At 68.1% G+C, this 16,615-nt stretch carries 13 protein-coding genes, 1 tRNA gene and 1 pseudogene; 8 read left to right on the plus strand and 7 right to left on the minus strand.

The features are described from left to right. Positions 1-4 precede the first annotated feature (4 nt). Together G6N14_RS02540 and G6N14_RS02545 are read left to right on the plus strand one after the other, a co-directional pair. A complete protein-coding gene (locus G6N14_RS02540) occupies positions 5-628 on the plus strand; it encodes a YveK family protein (protein ID WP_163787021.1) in 624 nt (207 codons plus the stop codon). After that, on the plus strand, positions 628-1,677 hold the full coding sequence (locus G6N14_RS02545) for a beta-galactosidase (protein ID WP_085135518.1): 1,050 nt from the start codon (positions 628-630) through the stop codon (positions 1,675-1,677). The genes G6N14_RS02540 and G6N14_RS02545 overlap by 1 nt, the downstream gene beginning before the upstream one ends. Positions 1,678-1,716: 39 nt before the next feature. Here the strand turns inward: G6N14_RS02545 and G6N14_RS02550 are convergent, their stop codons facing one another. The 4 genes from G6N14_RS02550 to G6N14_RS02565 form a co-directional block, all read right to left on the minus strand. Next, positions 1,717-2,460 carry an SGNH/GDSL hydrolase family protein gene (locus tag G6N14_RS02550; protein WP_085135517.1) on the minus strand — a complete coding sequence of 248 codons (744 nt, stop codon included), beginning with the start codon at positions 2,458-2,460 and terminating at the stop codon, positions 1,717-1,719. After that, positions 2,457-3,647 (minus strand): lipopolysaccharide biosynthesis protein, encoded by a 1,191-nt coding sequence (locus tag G6N14_RS02555; RefSeq protein ID WP_133054906.1) that lies wholly within the window; start codon positions 3,645-3,647, stop codon positions 2,457-2,459. The genes G6N14_RS02550 and G6N14_RS02555 overlap by 4 nt, the downstream gene beginning before the upstream one ends. Positions 3,648-3,716: 69 nt before the next feature. After that, positions 3,717-4,565: a glycosyltransferase gene (locus G6N14_RS02560; RefSeq protein WP_085135515.1), complete on the minus strand. Its 849-nt coding sequence runs from the start codon at positions 4,563-4,565 to the stop codon at positions 3,717-3,719. A 304-nt stretch (positions 4,566-4,869) separates the two neighbouring features. Next, a tRNA-Gln gene (locus G6N14_RS02565) sits at positions 4,870-4,941 on the minus strand. An 88-nt stretch (positions 4,942-5,029) separates the two neighbouring features. Here G6N14_RS02565 and G6N14_RS02570 point away from each other — a divergent pair. Genes G6N14_RS02570 through G6N14_RS02580 form a run of 3 tightly spaced genes read left to right on the plus strand, consistent with a single transcriptional unit; the run spans position 5,030 to position 10,292 of the window. Then, a complete protein-coding gene (locus G6N14_RS02570) occupies positions 5,030-5,632 on the plus strand; it encodes a TetR/AcrR family transcriptional regulator (RefSeq protein WP_085129016.1) in 603 nt (200 codons plus the stop codon). Positions 5,633-5,691: 59 nt separating this feature from the next. Beyond that, entirely contained in the window at positions 5,692-9,336 is a 3,645-nt protein-coding gene (mfd, locus tag G6N14_RS02575; RefSeq protein ID WP_085135514.1) for a transcription-repair coupling factor, read from the plus strand. A gap of 5 nt (positions 9,337-9,341) precedes the next feature. After that, positions 9,342-10,292 (plus strand): nucleoside triphosphate pyrophosphohydrolase, encoded by a 951-nt coding sequence (locus G6N14_RS02580; RefSeq protein WP_085135513.1) that lies wholly within the window; start codon positions 9,342-9,344, stop codon positions 10,290-10,292. Here the strand turns inward: G6N14_RS02580 and G6N14_RS02585 are convergent. Together G6N14_RS02585 and G6N14_RS02590 are read right to left on the minus strand one after the other, a co-directional pair. After that, a complete protein-coding gene (locus G6N14_RS02585; protein WP_085135512.1) occupies positions 10,277-10,924 on the minus strand; it encodes a LysM peptidoglycan-binding domain-containing protein in 648 nt (215 codons plus the stop codon). The two genes, G6N14_RS02580 and G6N14_RS02585, sit on opposite strands and share 16 nt — an antisense overlap. Positions 10,925-10,947: 23 nt before the next feature. Next, positions 10,948-11,451 carry a LysM peptidoglycan-binding domain-containing protein gene (locus tag G6N14_RS02590; RefSeq protein WP_085129012.1) on the minus strand — a complete coding sequence of 168 codons (504 nt, stop codon included), beginning with the start codon at positions 11,449-11,451 and terminating at the stop codon, positions 10,948-10,950. Positions 11,452-11,678: 227 nt separating this feature from the next. On the opposite strand from G6N14_RS02590, the gene G6N14_RS02595 reads away from it, so the two are divergent. Further along, positions 11,679-12,026 (plus strand): hypothetical protein, encoded by a 348-nt coding sequence (locus tag G6N14_RS02595; RefSeq protein ID WP_133054905.1) that lies wholly within the window; start codon positions 11,679-11,681, stop codon positions 12,024-12,026. A gap of 91 nt (positions 12,027-12,117) precedes the next feature. Here G6N14_RS02595 and G6N14_RS21415 read toward each other — a convergent pair whose 3' ends face one another. Further along, positions 12,118-12,912 (minus strand): C1 family peptidase, encoded by a 795-nt coding sequence (locus G6N14_RS21415; RefSeq protein ID WP_179960800.1) that lies wholly within the window; start codon positions 12,910-12,912, stop codon positions 12,118-12,120. 811 nt (positions 12,913-13,723) lie between these two features. On the opposite strand from G6N14_RS21415, the pseudogene G6N14_RS02605 reads away from it, so the two are divergent. Continuing rightward, positions 13,724-15,484, plus strand: a pseudogene (locus G6N14_RS02605) (peroxidase family protein); the annotation flags it as partial. Between the two features lie 57 nt (positions 15,485-15,541). Further along, a complete protein-coding gene (locus tag G6N14_RS02610) occupies positions 15,542-16,612 on the plus strand; it encodes a catalase family protein (RefSeq protein WP_109559795.1) in 1,071 nt (356 codons plus the stop codon). Positions 16,613-16,615: the final 3 nt, after the last annotated feature.

Consider the following 16,615-nt stretch of genomic DNA (forward strand, 5'->3'; position numbering starts at 1 on the left):
GGCTGTGCGCAGGCGTTATGTGGTCTGGCTGACTGCGGCAACGATTGTCGGTGCTTTCGTTGGCGCCCTGTGGAGCTGGGCGGGGGCCAACGAATACCGCGCGAGCACCCGACTGTTCGTCACCACCAACGCCGTCGACGTCAGCGACGTGTACCAGGCGACGCTGGCAGGTCAGCAGCGTGTGCTGACCTACAAGGTGCTGGCGTCGGATCTGAAGGTGCTCTCCAACGCGGTTCGCCGGGCCGGGACGAACAGCAGTCCTCTCGATTTGGCGCAGCGTCTGCATGTCGACGTGCCGCCGGCCACCATCATTTTGGACATCGGCGTCGATGACACCAATTCCGAGACGGCGGCCACCCTCGCTAACGCGGTGGCCGACGAGCTGATCGCCACAATCAACGAGCTGGAACGTCCCTTGGGCGGTGGCCCACCGCCGGTCGGCGCGACAGTGGTGCAGCGTGCGGCGCCGTCTGCTGCCACATTGCAGTCGACGCTCAACCCGGTGCTGGTCGCCGCGGGAGCGTTCGCCGGATTGATCGTGGGGCTCGTCGTCGCGGTGGCTGTCAAACGCCGTCTGCTGCCTGAGCTTCGCGCCGCACGTGGAGAATTCAGCCAGGCGCAGAGCTGATGAACGCCAGGCGCCGGCTGCTCATCGCCGTCGCCGTGGTGGTCGTCTTGAACTTGACGCTGTTCACCTCGGCGTTGCCGCGTTGCCAGCAGGTGCGCGCGGCCGCAGCGCCTTTCGGGGTGGCCAGCGTGGCCACCATGTGGAGCGACTCTCCGCAAGGCTACGCAGATGAGGCGCAATCGATCCGCGATGCCGGCGCCGGCTGGATCCGAATCATCGTGCAGTGGCACAAGATCGAACCCTCGATTGGCGCCTATGACTGGTCGACCGGCGACAACGCGGTGCAGGCCGCCAGCGCGGCCGGCCTCAGCATTTTGATGTGCATATCGGGTCCGGCGCCGGTATGGGCACAGGCTCCGGGCGCCGACCCCAACGCGGTCGGCAGCCCGCCGGCAGACCCGGTTGCGTTCGGGCAGATCGCCCGTGCCATCGCTGACCGCTACAAGACTGCGGTGGGAGCGTGGGAGATCTGGAACGAGCCCAACGCGCCGGAGTTTTTCACGCCCGTCGACGTCGGCCGCTACGCAGCACTGCTGCGGGAGGCCTACATGAACATCCATGCCGCCGCACCGCAGTCGATCGTGATGTCTGGGGGTTTGTCATCGTCGAACAGCGGCATCGACTCGGTGGACTTCATCCAGCAGCTCTACGCCGCCGGGGCGGGTGACGCATTGGATGCGATTGCTCTGCACCCTTATAGCTATCCGTACCCGATCACCGAGGACCCGCTGGGGCGAGGTGCTGCCGTGGCGCAGGTGCATCAGCTGATGGCCGCGCACGGCGAGGGCCGCAAGAAGATCTGGATCACCGAGTATGGCCAAGCCACCGGCACGTCGCCGTTTGCCGTTCCCGGTGAGCGACAGGCCGAGATCCTGGTGGCTTTCCTGCAATGGGCAAGCTCACTGGGCTACTTGGGGCCGCCCTTTCTGTTCACCAGTCGCGACCTGAGCCCGGATACATCTAACGCGGAATTCAATTTCGGGATCTACGGGGTCGACTACACGCCCAAGCCTGCCGTCGAGGCGATCAAAACCTTGGCTCGGTCCTGATCGGCGAGCCGCTGCCGGATGTGCTGGGTGCGGCACGTCCTAGCGGGACCGGCCGGGCGCCGGATGTTGTTGACGCAGCGCGTGGATCACGGGCTGGGCAAGACGGTCGGCGACCACCTGCTGGCCGGCGTGGCTGAGTTGCAGATGATCGGGCGACACGAGCTTGTCGTCCCCGGCGAACCAGTCTTCGGCGATCGGGTCGATGAACGGGGCGCCTGCTTCGGCGGCGGCGTCACGAATCATGTTGCGGGCGGCCAGGATCGCTTCGTCAGGGGGCTCGCGCCGATACCAGCTGGGCCCGACTATCAGCATGCCCGCCCGGGGCGCAGTGGACTTGACGTGGTCCAAGGTGGCGACGGCGGCATCGTGTAGGGCGGGCAGCGAGTTGACGTCGTTGGCCCCGCCCGCCAGCAGCACCAGATTGGTGTCGCGATTGACGCCCCGGGTCACCTGCTCGCCGAACGTGGGCGAGCTCGGAACGGTGACGGTGTATCCCGCACCGCCACGGCTGAAGTTGCGGAAATACGCATCGATTCCGGACTGCCCGGCCAGTCGTTGCAGGCTGGCAGGCCAGTTCTTGCTGCCGAAGCCGCCGGCCATGATGCCGGCCGCGAACTCGTCGCCGATCACCACAGCCTGCAGCGCTCCAGCCGGGGTTCGTGATGCCGTTTCGGTGGCCGGCGACAGCGCCCCGGTCGACGGTTTCGGCGGCGGGGTGCGGCCGGCGCACGCGGCGACCAGCACGGCAAGCGTGAGCAACAGCGCCCCCACCGAGCGCGTCATGGCACCACATTAGCAGCGCGAAGGCGCCGTACCGCAAGCATCAATCCGGGCAGCACGATCAGTTCGCCCAGCAGTTGCACCAGCGCCAGCGACGCGATCGGTCCGCGTGTCGCCAGGATTGCCAACAGGACCAAAGCCACGCTGTTTCCCCCCGCGATGCAGGCGGTCGCCTGATTGGGGTAGCCCGCCGCCACCAGCATTGCCGCGAACGACTGTGAGTAGGCGGAAAGCCCGGCGGCGGCGACCATTCCGGCCACCAACGGAAGTGCCGCAGCGTAGGGCGGGCCGGCGATGCGCGTCACGAGGATGCCCGCCGGCCACGCGCACAGCAGGGCGACGCCCATGTAGTACAGGCACACGCGGGAGAACTGGTGGTAAAGGTCCCAGGCATGTCCGGTGTGCAGACGGCGCGCCAGTTCCGGAATGACCACGGTCGCCATCGAGGCCGGCAGTAACAGGACTGGGCCGACCACCTTGGTGGCCACCCCGTACAGGCCGGCGACGGCAGTGCTGGCCAGGGCGGCCACGACCGGTACCTGCAGCTGAAACAGCACGTTGGACAGCGAAAGGCCCCACCATCCCATCGCGCCGCGGGTGGCTCCGACCATGTCGCCCCGGGTACCGGCGACCGAGGTCATCGGCGTGACCGCCGCGATCACCAGGGGGATCGCGAACGCGACCGCGATCAACGAGTAATTTGCCGGCCGGCCCATCACGAGGTAGGCCACCACGGCGGCGCACGGGACGATGCGCTGCGTGGCCACCAGCCAGCTCGAGTACCGATGACTGCCGATGCCGGCGAAGTGGTTCTGGGCGTAGGTCTGCAGGGTGTCCCCGGCACCCCAGACGATGCCGGCAGCCACCGTGGCGGGTAGGCGCAGCAGCGCCGCGCCGGACAGCAGCACCGTGACAAGCGCGAGATTGCTGCCGAGGTGCATGAGGTAGAGCGCACGGATCAGGCTGAGTGGCTGCCGGCCGGAGAGCTGTTGCATCGGAGAGTGTTCGGCTGCCACCCGCAGCACCCGCGCCGGTGCGCCGAAGCCGAACACGATCCCGGCCACCGTGGTCACCGCCCCGGCCGCAATGAATTCGCCGTAGGAGTGGACCGGCGAGATGCGCGCGAGCAGCAGCAGGGTCAACCCCAGTCCCACCGAGCTCACGATGCGCGAGGAAAAGCGCCACGCCACGCTCCGCGCCGTGTGCGGAGGCTGATGGTTGACCTGCCCGGTGTCCATCCGCGAACGAAGGATGCCCGACTACTGCAGCCGGGCCGACAGCCACCGCCGCAGAGTCCGGTAGGTCGGGGTGAGTCGCAGTTTGAACACCGGTATCTGGGCCAGATGAAACGCGGCGCCCCCCAACCCGTAGAGCTTTTCGACCGGGGTCCGCGAGTAACGCATTCGGACGTCGTAGGACTCCCTGACGAACGTCGGCCACATCTTGGCGGCTTTGGTTGCATCGTGGAAACGCAGCGCCCCGATCCCCACCGGCACGTAGGCCTGGCGCAAACCGGTCTGCGCGATACGTACCTGCAGGTCGTAGTCCATGGAGCAGTGCAGCCCCTCGGCGATGCCGCCCAGTTCGCGCAGCGTGCTGTCGCGCATCACGATCGACCCGGAGAACGCCGTGGGGCCTTGGAGCAGCAGTTTCTTCAGCTCCATCTGGCGCCCGGGGAACAAATCCACCGACGTGCCGTCCTCCCGGATCATGCGGCTGTCCCCGTAGAAGAGGTCGGCGTCGGGATGCTCGGCGATGGCCGTGCGCAGCCCGTCGAGCGCATCGGGCAGGAGCACGTCGTCGGAGTTCAGCCAGATCATCCACGACGGTTTTGCGCGGGCCAGGGCGCGGTTGAGGGCGTCGGACTGTCCGCGGTCGGGTTCGATCACCGGCTTGACCCGCTGATCGGCGCGCGCCAGCGCCGCTATGACGTCTTGCGTGCCGTCCGTGGATCCAGCGTCTTGAATCAGGAGTTCGTCGTCGGGACCCATCTGGTCCAGCGCACTGCGAAATGCAGTCTCGGCGAATCGCCCCGCATTATACGACGGTACGAGGATGCTGAAAACCGGTGTGGACCCGGGTTTGTCACCGCGCTGCTGGGTGCTCACCCTTCGGTTCCTCTCATCGTGCTGGATGAACCGCTTTGCCGTGGCGACGATCGCTCAACCGAGGCGAAAAAGCACTCGGGTCTCGTGAACCGTCGAATCCAAATCGCTGCGCGAACAGCCGAAACGCACAGTCGTACGCTATCAGTTGTCGGCTTCTGACGCCGCAGTTCTTTGGCGCCGGTGGCAGCCCTGACCTGCTGGGTAAGAGCGGGTCCGCGCCGGTTGGGGGACCGGCGGCGGCGTGCACGCCCCAGGTCGTCCGGCAGCGAGTTTCTGGCCGAAAGCGCGGCATCTGCGCATCAAGCTCCGTCGCCAGGACTCGAACCTGAACTATCTGAACCAAAATCAGAGGTGCTGCCGATTACACCACGACGGATCGGTGCTCGCCCAGTGACTCTAGTGCAAGGGACTACCCTGGTCGCGTGGCTGGTCTGGATAAGGACGGCCGGGCGCCGCGAGCCCGGATGACAGGTAGCGAGCGTCGCCATCAACTGATTGACGTGGCCCGCTCGCTGTTCGCCGAACGCGGGTTTGACGGCACGTCCATCGAGGAGATCGCGCAGCGCGCCAACGTGTCCAAACCCGTGGTCTATGAGCACTTCGGGGGCAAAGAGGGGCTCTACGCGGTGGTGGTCGACCGCGAGATGTCGGCATTGCTGGACGGCATCACCACGTCGCTGACCAAGGCGACCAACAATCAGTCCAGGCTGCGGGTGGAGCGCGTCGCGCTGGCATTGCTGACCTACGTCGACGAGCACACCGACGGATTCCGCATCCTGATCCGCGACTCGCCGGCGTCGATCAGTTCCGGCACCTACTCCACCCTGCTCAACGACGCGATCGGCCAGGTGTCGTCGATTCTGGCCGGCGACTTCGCCCGGCGCGGCCTGGACCCGGAGACCGCGCCGCTGTACGCCCAGGCGCTGGTCGGTTCGGTGTCGATGACGGCCCAGTGGTGGCTCGACGTGCGTGAGCCGAAGAAAGAAGTGGTGGCCGCGCACCTGGTCAACCTGTGCTGGAACGGGTTGACCCACCTGGAGCCCGATCCCACCCTGCACGACGAATAGAGCATGTACCGCAACGCAAGTCGGCGGCCTGCGCCGCACCGCCTAGAATTGCCCGCATCATGACCGCACCGGGGCACCAGAGTGTCCACACCCCGATCGCGGGGATCGTAGACCTGGCGTTGAGCGCGCCGACCTTCACCGAACTCATGGAGTCCGTGGGCGAACCGCCCGCTGAGCTCGCACTGGTCGGGCCGGTCGGTGCACGGCCGTTCGCGGCTGCCGCCCTGGCGCGCGACCGCGCCCTGCTGGTGGTCACCGCCACCGGCCACGAGGCCGACGACCTGACCGCCGAGCTGCGCGGCGTCTATGGCCACGCGGTGGCGCTCTTCCCGTCCTGGGAGACGCTGCCGCACGAGCGGCTCTCGCCGGGCGTGGACACCGTCGGCGCCCGCCTGCTGCTGCTGCGCCGGCTGGCCCGGCCCGACGACGCCCGGCTCGGTCCGCCGCTACGGGTGGTGGTGACCACCGCGCGATCGCTGCTTCAGCCGCTGACCGGCCAATTGAGCGCAATCGAGCCGGTGCTGCTGGCGCTCGGCGACGAGGTCGCCTTCGAGTCGGTGATCGCCCGGCTGGTGGAGCTGGCCTATACCCGGGTTGACCTGGTCGGCAAGCGGGGTGAGTTCGCCGTCCGCGGCGGCATCCTCGACCTGTTCCCGCCGACCGCCGAACACCCCGTACGGATCGAGTTCTGGGGCGACGAGATCACCGAGATCCGGCCGTTCTCGGTGGCCGATCAGCGCTCCATCCCCGAGATCGAGGTGGGCACCGTGGTGGCGGTGCCCTGCCGGGAGCTGCTGCTCACCGATGACGTTCGGGCCCGCGCGGCCGAGCTGGCGCGCGATCAGCCGCACACCGACAACGCCGTGAGCGGCACTGTCGGTGACATGCTGGCCAAGCTCGCCGAGGGCATCCCGGTCGACGGCATGGAGGCGCTGGCTGCCGTGTTGCGGCCCGGCCCGCAGACCCTGCTGACCGATCAGCTGCGCCCCGGTACCCCGGTGCTGGTCTGCGATCCGGAGAAGGTGCGCGCGCGTGCCGCGGATCTGATCAAGACCGGCCGGGAGTTCCTGGAAGCCTCCTGGTCGGTCGCCGCGATCGGTGGTGAGGCGCCGATCGACATCGAGCAGCTCGGCGGGACGGGTTTCCGGGACTTTGCGCAGGTACGCCAGGCCGCTCTCGACGGCGGACACCCGTGGTGGACGCTGAGCCAGCTGCCCGACCCGGACGCGACGCAGCTCGACGTGCGTCCGGCACCGTCGGCCCGCGGCCGGCAACGCGACATCGACGAGATCTTCGCGATGCTGCGGGCCCACATCGCCACCGGCGGACGCGCGGCCCTGGTCGCCCCCGGGATCGGGACCGCCCGCCGGATGGTGGAGCAGCTGGCCGAATCCGACATCGCGGCGACCCTGCTGGAGCCCGGTGCGGCACCGCAGCCCGGGGCGGTCGGGGTGCTGCAGGGCCCGCTGCACGAGGGACTGATCGTCCCCGGCGCCAACCTGGTGGTGGTGACCGAAGCCGACCTGACCGGCAACCGGGTGAGCGGCACCGAAGGCAAGCGGCTGGCGGCCAAGCGCCGCAACGCCGTCGATCCGCTGGCCCTGACCGCCGGCGACCTGGTGGTGCACGACCAGCACGGCATCGGCAAATTCGTGGAGATGACCGAGCGCACCGTCGGCGGGGCGCGGCGCGAGTACCTGGTGCTGGAATACGCGTCGGGTAAGCGGGGCGCCAACGGTACCGACAAGCTGTATGTACCGATGGACTCGCTGGACCAGCTGTCGCGCTACGTCGGCGGAACGGCCCCGGCGCTGAGCAGACTCGGCGGCAGCGACTGGACTCAGACCAAGACCAAGGCCCGCAAGGCGGTGCGCGAGATCGCCGACGAACTCGTCGCGCTCTACGCCAAACGCCAGGCCGCGCCCGGTCACGCGTTCGCCCCGGACAGCCCGTGGCAAGCCGAGATGGAAGACGCGTTCGGGTTCACCGAGACCGTGGATCAGCTCACCGCGATCGGCGAGGTCAAGGCCGACATGGAAAAGCCGGTGCCGATGGACCGGGTGATCTGCGGCGACGTCGGCTACGGCAAGACCGAGATCGCGGTGCGCGCGGCGTTCAAGGCCGTCCAGGACGGCAAGCAGGTCGCGGTGCTGGTGCCCACCACGCTGCTGGCCGATCAGCACCTGCAGACGTTCAGCACCCGGATGGCCGGGTTCCCGGTGACCGTCAAGGGGCTGTCGCGGTTCACCGATGCCCGCGAATCCAAGGCGACCATCGACGGGCTGGCCGACGGATCGGTCGATGTGGTGATCGGAACGCACCGGCTGCTGCAGACCGGGGTGCGCTGGAAGGACCTCGGTCTGGTGATCGTCGACGAGGAACAGCGGTTCGGCGTCGAGCACAAGGAGCACATCAAGGCTTTGCGCACCCATGTCGACGTGCTCACCATGAGCGCGACACCCATCCCGCGCACCCTGGAGATGAGCCTGGCCGGCATCCGGGAGATGTCGACCATCCTCACCCCGCCCGAAGACCGCTATCCCGTGCTGACCTACGTCGGCCCGCACGACGACAAGCAGGTCGCGGCCGCGCTGCGCCGGGAACTGCTGCGCGACGGTCAGGTCTTCTACGTGCACAACCGGGTCAGTTCCATCGACGCGGCCGCCGCCCGGGTACGCGCGCTGGTGCCCGAGGCCCGGGTTGTGGTCGCGCACGGTCAGATGCCCGAGGAAATGCTGGAGACCACGGTGCAGGGTTTCTGGCACCGCGAGTACGACATCCTGGTGTGCACCACGATCATCGAAACCGGCCTGGACATCTCCAACGCCAACACCCTGATCGTCGAGCGGGCCGACACCTTCGGGCTCTCGCAGCTGCATCAGCTGCGGGGCCGCGTCGGACGCAGCCGGGAACGCGGCTACGCCTACTTCCTCTACCCGCGCGAGACCCCGCTGACCGAGACCGCCCACGACCGGCTGGCCACCATCGCCCAGAACAACGAACTGGGCGCCGGCATGGCGGTGGCGATGAAGGACCTGGAGATCCGCGGTGCCGGCAACGTGCTGGGGGTGGAGCAGTCCGGGCACGTCGCCGGGGTGGGCTTCGACCTGTACGTCCGGCTGGTCGGCGAGGCCGTCGAAGCGTATCGGGCCGCCTTCAACGGCGAGACCGTCACCACCGAGGAGGTCAAGGACGTCCGGATCGACCTGCCGGTCGACGCGCACCTGCCGCCGGAGTACATCAACTCCGACCGGCTGCGGCTCGAGGCGTACCGCCGCTTGGCCTCCGCCCACGACGACGACGAGATCGCGGCGGTGGTCGAGGAACTCACCGACCGCTACGGGCCGCTTCCCGAACCCGCCGGCCGGCTGGTCGCGGTGGCCCGGCTGCGGCTGCTGTGCCGCGCGACCGGTATCACCGAAGTCTCGGCGGCCTCGGCGACCACGCTGCGGATCTCGCCGCTGACCCTGGCGGATTCGGCCCAGCTGCGGCTCAAGCGGATGCACCCCTCGGCCAGCTACCGCGCCACCACCGCCACCGTGCAGGTGCCGATACCGCGGGCCGGCGGAGCCGGCGCGCCCGTCGGGGCGCCCCGCATCCGCGACGTCGAACTCGTCCAGATGGTCGCCGACCTGATTTCGGCGCTCGACGGCAAGCCGCAGGGCGTGCTCAACGTCACCGGCGCGGTGCCCGCAGTACGGTAACCACGATGACCGTCGTGCTGGTGGACCCGCGCCGGCCCACGCTCGTGCCGGTGGAAGCTCTGGCGCTGCTGTCCGGGGAGGTCGCCTACACCGCGGAACTGCCGATCGCGGTGCCCTGGTCTCTGCCGGCCGCGCATTCGGTGCTGTCCGCCGCCGATGATCCGCAGGCCCCGGTGCTGCTGTCCTCGGACCGCGACCACCCCGCCGTGCTCGCGCGCCTGGCCGCCGGGGAAGCGCTGATCGCTGCGCCCGATCCGGCGCCGGGGGAGCGGCTGATCGATGCCGTCGCGGTGATGGACCGGTTGCGCACATCCGGGCCCTGGGAGGGCGAGCAGACCCACGACTCGCTGCGCCGATTCCTGCTCGAGGAGACCTACGAGCTTTTCGACGCGGTCCGCAGCGGCGACGCCCAGGAGCTGTGCGCGGAGCTCGGCGACGTGCTGCTGCAGGTGCTGTTCCACGCCCGCATCGCCGAGGACGCCCCCGAGCATCCGTTCTCCATCGACGACGTGGCCGACTCGTTGCTGCGCAAGCTGCGCAACCGGGCGCCCGCGGTGCTGGCCGGCGAGGAGATCTCGCTGGCCGAGCAGATGGCGCAGTGGGAAGAGCGCAAGGCCTTGGAGAAGCTGGAGAACACGGCGAACGCCCCCGGCGGCGCCTCGATCCTCGGCAACGTGCCGACCGCACAGCCGGCCCTGGCGCTGGCCGGCAAGGTGCTGCAACGCCTGGCTCGCGCCGGTGTGCCCGCAGACCTGATTCCCGAGGCGGTCACCACCGTGACGGTGGCCGCCGGCGTGGATGCCGAAAACGACTTGCGCACCGCGGTTCTGGAGCTCATGGACGCGGTGCGTGTGGCCGAGAGGGCGATCATCGGCGAACCCACCGAGCAGCAGTGGCGCGCGCATTGGCCGGCGGAGCCGCCCGTGGAGCCTGAGCCGCGTTACGAGGGAAAGTAGATCACCTGGTTGGCGAAGAGCGCGGCCGGTTCACCGATGTGGTTGGCGGCCGCGACGACCGAGGCCCGGGTGTCCAGATCCGCGTCGCCGTATTCCTCGCGGCACAGTGATACCAGGGTGTCGCCGGCGATGTGCCGCCGCCGGTTGAGCCCGGGGACGATCAGCACCTGGCCCGGATCGGGTTCAGTGTTGGCGGGAAGGTCATTCGCCAGCGCGATCACGATCGCGAGGTGGTCGTCGCCGTACCACCGGGCGGCCAGCCCCTCGAGGCTCTCCCCGTCGACGACCGTGTGGTGTCCCACGGCGGTCAGATCGGGCAGGTGCAGCCAGGCGCCCTGGTGCATCTCGCGCTGCGCGACTCCGTTGACGATCTCCCAGATCAACTGCACATTGGTGTCGTCGGTGCCGTAAAACTGCTGGGTGATCTCTTTGCGCGCCGCACCGGAATCGGGCGTGGTCAGCCGTTGCCGATACGTCACGTACGGGATCAGCAGCTGTTGCCCCGCGACGATCAGATCCGGGTTGGCGAGGTGATTCTGCCGCGCGATCACCGGATACAGCGTGCCGTCGCCGTACTCGCGCCGGGCCAGGGCGAACAGGGTGTCGCCGGGCTGGACTTGGTAGGTCTTCATGGTTGTTCCTTTCTTTGTAAGGGCTAGGGAATCCGCAGGACCTGCCCGACGCGGATCACGTCGGGGTCGTCGATACGGTCTCGGTTGGCGACGAAGAGCCGATGCCACAGATTGCCGTCGCCGTAGCGGTCCTGCGCAATCTTGAACAACGTGTCGCCGGTGACCACACGGTGCAGCGCGAAGCTGTAGAAGGGCTCGCCCAACAGCGGGCGCCCGAACGTCAGCGGCACCGAGACCGTGAAGTCGTTCTCGGGCAGCCCGCTGGGGTTGTCCGAGTGCACGGTCAGCATCCCTTCCGCGGTTGCCGGCACCGGGTAGCTGACCGTAAAGGCGAACAGCGTGTACCCGAATCCGGTGTTCGGCACGAACATCGGCGTCACCGTCGTCAGAACGGTGCCGTTGCGGTCGGTCAGGGTTGCCGAACCGACGACAGCCTCGACGGCTCCACCGAGCCCGCACAGGACGAAACTGTCGCCGACGATGTCGAACGGTTGCGGACTGCGAACCGTCAGTCGCGGTATCTGCATGGCAGGAATCCTTTCCGCAGGTCTGAAGCCCATCCTGGGTCAGGCTGCGCCGGCGGCACACGGGTAGTGGGCTACTCGATTCCTGCGCCGGGCGGGCCCGCCCGGACCGGGATCGGACGCCGATGTTGGGCGGTGACGCGGCTGAATTCGGGTACGGCGCTACTCGTGCCGGCCGGCGACGATCAGGCAGATAGTGGGACACGGCCACCACGGGAAAGGGATGCGCCATGACCCGCTCACCAGGCAACCGCGCGACCACCGATGCTGTCGTTCGCTGGATGGACACCGGCGCCGGCAGAACCGATCCGGAGCCGACGGCGCTGGCACCCATCACGCCGGCGAAGCGCAGACTGCACGCCGCCTGGCGAGAATCCGCGCAGAGCCGGATCGTCGATCTCGATGTCGAAATCGACTGTCTGATCGAGCAGTTGCGCAGCGAGATGTCCGCGGCGCAACGACGCATCGATGCTGGCGATCACCTCGTCGAGTGTCGTGGACGAGGGCAGATCCGGTGGGGGCGCAAAGGAGTTCATCTTTCCGAGGATCCACCGGTGGGGTCGCGGTCCCTGGCGTAGTCCGCTACGTAACTTGCTGCGCCGCAGCCCTTGGCGCACAGGCGGGTAGCGCACTACTCGCGTGCGGGGAGTGCGAGCGGTCCTGGCGTCGTCATCGAGTACGGAAGGGGCGCAGATGTCTTCGATCAATCCGTTCTGGCTGCCCGACGTGCTGCGCCGCGAAGGACTCGATGTCGTGGAGTTCCCCCGTTGGCGGATCCGCGGGCTCGGCGACTTCACCGACATCTGGGGCGTGATCTGCCACCACACCGGTGCCGACGAGGCGCCGCCGGAGCGCATCGCCGGCGGCACAGCCGGGGCGACGGGCCCCCACCAGGATCGGGCCGTGCTGGCTCAGCCAGGCGCGCCAATTGTCCAGACTGAGCTGCAGGTTGAAATACGACGCGATCTTGTGCGTCGCGGCGGTGGCGTAGAAGGTGTTCTCGTTGCCGGAGTACATCGCGGTGTTGATCTTGAAGGGCAGCATGGAGTCGGGCACGGCGCCGTAGTTGCGCAGAATGTCGGCCGCCGCCTTCAGCGTGGTACCTGCACCTTCGATCATCGTCTCCGGCCGCGAGGTGAACTGGTCGGTCTCCTTGGACGCCATCCAGGCGAACCGCGGTGACAGCCTCTCCGTCTTCGCCAGCCGGCCGGCTGTCACGAACATGTACCGCGCCACCCCGTCGGTCGACGCCCAGCCGACGCACGATCCGGTGTTGCCCTGATCGCCGATGCCCCACCATGAGCTGCGCAGGTCCACGTTGGCCGGCAGGGCGGCCGGGGCGCCGAGGACCCCCGCGGCCACCGCGTCGGTGAGCTTCCAGTCGGTTTGCATGCTCTTCGGCGGTGTGGGAACCAGATTGCAGATCCGCTTGCGTTCCCTGCGCCGTGTTGCGACCTTTGCCATTTCAGTGACCTCCTGTGATCGGTCCGTGCGCGATGCCCGGGTAGGCCTCCAATGATCTGGAGCGCAAAGGGGATTCAGCACGGGTAGTGGGCTACCTCAAACTGAGGCGAGCGCGGGTCCCGTGGTAAGACCGCGCTCGACCCGGCCTGCGCATCTCGCGCCTCAGTCCTCGAAATGACGGTCGTAGTCCCAGCGCTCAAGCCACAACTGCGCCTCATGCGCTCCGCTGGAAAGGAGCAGGATCAGCATGGCCGCGCAGCCGGCGACGATGACGCTCATAGCCGGTACATCTCGCGCGCCATGCGCGAGGGCTCCAGGTAGTCGCGTGCGCGCGGGTACCGCGCCGGTGGGTCGGGCAGGCTGGGCAGCGACGGCAGTGCCCGTCGGGCGACGGCCATCAGCCGGTGGCCGGCGCGCAGACGCGGCAAAGCCGCCGGTACCGCCCCAGACAGCGTCGCCCCTGCGGGGACGAGAGCGGGGGCCGGCAGCGGTACGGAATTAACCGCTTCGACAATTGCGGCCGTTCGCGGTTGCGATAACACAGACATTTCAATTTCTCCTGACATCGTCGGACTTGTGATGCGAGAAAATTAGGTCCGGCGGGCTACCGGCGGCACGAGTGGCGCGCTACCTGACTTCCGCCACGGTTGACCACGAATCCACAGGTAAAGGGGTGTACGCGCGCCCCGGAATCGCCGAAGATGAAGTATTCGAATACGCGTGTTCGCCGCGATGTGACGTTCCACGATCGATGAGGGCGGAATCGGTGCCGAAAAGAACACAGAGAGGCGGTATCGAAGTGCGCGCAACAATGGCGCGGTGGATGTCGAGAGCCGCAGAAAAGGCCGATCGCACAATCGGGTGGTCGCGCCTGCCGAGACCGTTGGCCCTCGCCGTTCTGGTCGGGCTGCGCCATCAGCTGCGGGCATACAACCTTTACGACGCCGGGCGCGGCGCCGCCGACCAGCCGCCAGATGACGGGCCGGTGTTCGGCAACCGCCTGGGTGCCCGCACTCTCAACGGCACCTATAACGACGTCGACGACCCGCTGATGGGTTCGCTGGGAAGCAGGTTCGGCCGCAACGTTCCCCCGGAATACACCTATCCGGAGGATCCCGAGGCGCTGCTCGAGCCCAATCCGCGGCTGATCAGCCGGCGGCTGCTCGGCCGCGACGACTTCCAGCCGGCGACCACGCTGAACCTGCTGGCCGCCGCGTGGATCCAATTCGAGGTCCACGACTGGTTCAGCCACGGCACCGTCGACACCCAGCCCTGGCAGATCCCGCTGCACGACCACGATCCCTGGCCACAGCGGCCGATGACCATCAAACGGGCGGCGCCCGACCCCAGCCCCGACCCGCAGGGTCCGCCCACCTTCGTCACCGGGGAGACCCACTGGTGGGACGCCTCGCAGATCTATGGCTCCACACCGGAATTCTGCGCGGCACTGCGCACCGGCGACCACGGCCGGCTCAAGCTCGACCAGCTGGGATTGCCGCCGGTCGAACTGGAGCGCCATCTCGACCTGACCGGCGCCGCCGGGAACTTCTGGGTCGGCCTGGCCATCTTGCACTCATTGTTCATGCGTGAGCACAACGCGATATGCGACCGGCTCGCGCAGTGCTACCCGCAGCTGGGCGATCAGGAACTGTACGACAAGGCCCGGCTGGTCAATTCCGCGCTGATCGCCAAGATCCACACCATCGACTGGACACCGGCCATCATCGCCCACCCCACCACGGTGCTTGCCATGCGGGCCAACTGGTTTGGCGTTCTGGGGGAGCGGTTCCGGCGCCGCTTCGGGCGCATCACCGACAGCGAGGTGCTGCAGGGCATACCCGGATCGCCCACCGACCACCACGGCGTTCCCTATTCGCTCACCGAGGAATTCGTGGCGGTGTACCGCATGCATCCGCTGATCCCCGACACCTTCCTGTTCCGCTCGTTGGCCGACGACTGTGTCGTGGCCGAACACGAGTTTTCCGATCTGACCCTGCGGCACGTGCGTGAGCGGCTCGACGAGATCCCGATGGCGCACCTGTTCTACTCATTCGGCCGAGCGCATCCCGGCGCCCTCACGTTGCACAACTTTCCCCGGCAGCTGCAGCACTTCGAGCGCCCGGACGGATCGCTGATCGACCTGGCCGCCACCGACATACTGCGGGTGCGCGAGCGCGGCGTGCCCCGCTACAACGAGTTCCGGCGCCTGTTGCGCCTCAAACCGGTGTCATCGTTCGACGAGCTGACCGACAACCCGGTGTGGGCGCAGGAACTCCGCCAGGTCTACGCGGACGTGGAGCAGGTCGACCTGATGGTCGGGCTCTACGCCGAACCCAAGCCCCGGGGATTCGGCTTCAGCGACACCGCATTTCGGATCTTTGTGCTGATGGCATCGCGGCGGCTGGCCAGTGACCGCTTCTTCACCCGGGACTTCCGGCCCGAGGTCTACACCCAGGCGGGCCTGGACTGGGTCGCCGACAACGACATGCGTAGCGTGCTGCTGCGGCACTTTCCGGCACTCGAGCCCGCCCTGGCCGGCGTCGCCAATCCCTTCGCGCCGTGGCACCCCGTCGGCGCTCCGCCGTCCACGGCACCGAAGGCGCCCGCCACCGGCGCCGCACCGAACTACGTGCGCTACCGGGAGGACCTCGAGCAGCCACGGCCCGACGAGAACGAGGTGATCGAGCGGATCACCGCCGCACTGCGCCACAACAACGAACGGGCCTACCGCAAGTTCAAGCATGGGCTGCGCGACGCGCACGCCAAGAGCCATGCGATCCTGCGCGGCGAACTGTCCGTCTACCCCGATCTGCCCGAGGAACTGGCGCAGGGCCTGTTCGCCGCGCCCGCGACGTACCCGGTGATCGCGCGGATCTCCACCACGTCCGGTGTGCTGCGCAGCGATCAGATCCGCGGTGTCCGCGGACTGGCGATCAAGGTCCTGGGCGTGCGCGGACCACGGGCCCTGGCCGACGACGATGCCACGACGCAGGACTTCATCATGGTGACCCACCGCGAGTTCCTGTTCGCCGACGCGCACGCCTACCTCGCGCAGGGCATGCCGACCGCTCGCGTACTGGCGATGCTGCCCGACCGCGCGCTGTGGGCGGGCAGCGAGGTGCTGGCGGCGGCCACCAAGGTCGGCGTGCGGCTGCCCCCGAACCTCGCGGTCTTCATCGCGCCCAACACCCACATCCTGGGCGAGACCTTCTTTTCGTCGGCGCCGCTGCGCTACGGCGACTACGTCGCGAAGATGCTCTACGCGCCGTTGTCGGACTCGGTGAGAAACCTGCAAGGCCGGCGGGTGCCCCGCGACGCCGGCCCGGAGGCCCACCGGGACCTGATGATCGACTTCTTCGCAGACCAGGGCGCCGAATACGAGCTGCGGGTGCAACTGTGCACCGACGCCGCCACGATGCCGATCGAAGACGCCACGGTGGCCTGGCCGGAAGAGGCGTCACCGCACCGGCCGGTGGCCAAGATAACCTTTCCGCCGCAGAATCCCTGCAGCCCGCAGCGCCGCGCCTTCGGCGACGATGTGCTGTCGTTCAACTCCTGGCGGGCACTGGCAGATCACCGGCCCCTGGGCTCGATCAACCGCCTCAAGCTGCAGGTCTACGAGGCCTCCAGCCAGTTCCGCCACCACGTCAACGCCGCGCCGCGCCTCGAACCGGTCGATATCGGGCAGCTGCCGGATTGATCG

This window comes from Mycolicibacter hiberniae (genome assembly GCF_010729485.1).
GTDB classification, from domain to species: domain Bacteria; phylum Actinomycetota; class Actinomycetes; order Mycobacteriales; family Mycobacteriaceae; genus Mycobacterium; species Mycobacterium hiberniae.

Coding starts and splice junctions, on each gene's coding strand:
- G6N14_RS02590 (WP_085129012.1), bottom strand. CDS start 11,451: ATGCAGATACCGCGACTGACGGTTCGCAGTCCGCAACCGTTCGACATC.
- G6N14_RS02595 (WP_133054905.1), top strand. CDS start 11,679: ATGACCCGCTCACCAGGCAACCGCGCGACCACCGATGCTGTCGTTCGC.
- G6N14_RS02550 (WP_085135517.1), bottom strand. CDS start 2,460: ATGACGCGCTCGGTGGGGGCGCTGTTGCTCACGCTTGCCGTGCTGGTC.
- G6N14_RS02545 (WP_085135518.1), top strand. CDS start 628: ATGAACGCCAGGCGCCGGCTGCTCATCGCCGTCGCCGTGGTGGTCGTC.
- G6N14_RS02585 (WP_085135512.1), bottom strand. CDS start 10,924: ATGAAGACCTACCAAGTCCAGCCCGGCGACACCCTGTTCGCCCTGGCC.
- mfd (WP_085135514.1), top strand. CDS start 5,692: ATGACCGCACCGGGGCACCAGAGTGTCCACACCCCGATCGCGGGGATC.
- G6N14_RS02580 (WP_085135513.1), top strand. CDS start 9,342: ATGACCGTCGTGCTGGTGGACCCGCGCCGGCCCACGCTCGTGCCGGTG.
- G6N14_RS02570 (WP_085129016.1), top strand. CDS start 5,030: ATGACAGGTAGCGAGCGTCGCCATCAACTGATTGACGTGGCCCGCTCG.
- G6N14_RS21415 (WP_179960800.1), bottom strand. CDS start 12,912: ATGGCAAAGGTCGCAACACGGCGCAGGGAACGCAAGCGGATCTGCAAT.